Source organism: Polynucleobacter aenigmaticus (assembly GCF_002206635.1).
Classification (GTDB): Bacteria; Pseudomonadota; Gammaproteobacteria; order Burkholderiales; family Burkholderiaceae; genus Polynucleobacter; species Polynucleobacter aenigmaticus.
In genome coordinates this window covers 1-1,209 of the sequence record NZ_NGUO01000036.1, presented here as the reverse complement: position 1 = coordinate 1,209, position 1,209 = coordinate 1, and the positions used below count along the sequence as shown (strand labels likewise).

Genomic DNA, 1,209 nt, shown 5'->3' with positions numbered 1-1,209 from the left:
ATTGAGTTCGGTAATTTACCGGGCTCAATCCCTTTAGTTTTTGTTTGATTCGATCATGGTTGTAGTAATGGATATATTCCTTTAGCTGGGTTTTAAATGATTGAACATCGTCAAACTTTTGTTGGTAGAAGAACTCAGTTTTCATAATCCCAAACCAGTTCTCCATCACGGCGTTATCTAAGCAATTCCCTTTTCTAGACATGCTTTGAGTAACGCCTTGTTCTTGCAGGGCCTGTTGATACAGCCCCATTTGGTATTGCCAGCCTTGGTCGGAGTGCAATACTGGCCTGCCTTCATTCTTGAGTCGTTTGAAGGCGCTCTTTAGCATCTGCATTACAGAGCTGATCTGCGGCCGATCAGCAAGCTCATAGGAGATGATCTCTTGGTTATACAGATCTAAGATCGGTGATAAGTACACTCGCTCGCCCTTGATGTTGAACTCGGTGACATCGGTGACCCACTTTTGATTGGGCTTGGTAGCCACAAAGTTACGCTCCAGTAGATTGGGGGCTGTTTTACCCACAGACCCCTTATAAGACTGATAGCGCTTAGGGCGTACAAGAGACTTTAGTCCTAGTTGGCCCATGAGCTTTTGCACGGTCTTGTGGTTTAGGTATTGCTGTTGATTGCGTAGCTCTAGTAGCACCCGTCGATAGCCATAGCGGCCCTTGTGGCGATGGTAGATTGCGCTAATTTGAGTCTTAGCATCCAGATAGGGATCGGGCTCATGATGACTACTGGCTGCTCGCCAGTAGTAATACACGCTCTTAGCCAGTTTGGCGATCAGCAGTAAGTCTAATAAACGGTAATGCGGCCTTAGCTCAGTAATTACTTGGGCTTGTTCTCTTTTGCTGCTTTGCTCTGAGCTAAGGCTTCTAACTTTTTTAGGTAGGCAGCCTCCGCTTCGGCGTACTCCAAACGTCGTCGCAACTCTGCAGGTGTGAGTTCCGAGACAGGTCTTTTTGAGTAATGCTTTGATATTAAATTGGGACATAGGCTGTTGTCCTCTCTGTCGATTGGCAAGGGCTGTAATACCGCCCTCATTGTAGAGTTTTTGCCATCGCAATACAGTGCTCATGCTGCGGATGCCAAAGTGGGCCGCAGCTGGTCTGGCCGATACTTGGTGTTTGGTCATGTACTGCAGCACTTCAAGCTTGAACTGGGGAGGGTGACGTTGGTGGTCTGGAGTAAGGCCACCAGGGCCATGCG

At 47.8% G+C, this 1,209-nt stretch carries 1 protein-coding gene; it reads right to left on the bottom strand.

Translation table 11 applies throughout. From position 1 onward, the window contains the following. The coding region (locus CBI30_RS11020; RefSeq protein ID WP_240553581.1) for an IS3 family transposase at positions 1-1,209 on the bottom strand (1,209 nt) is incomplete at both ends.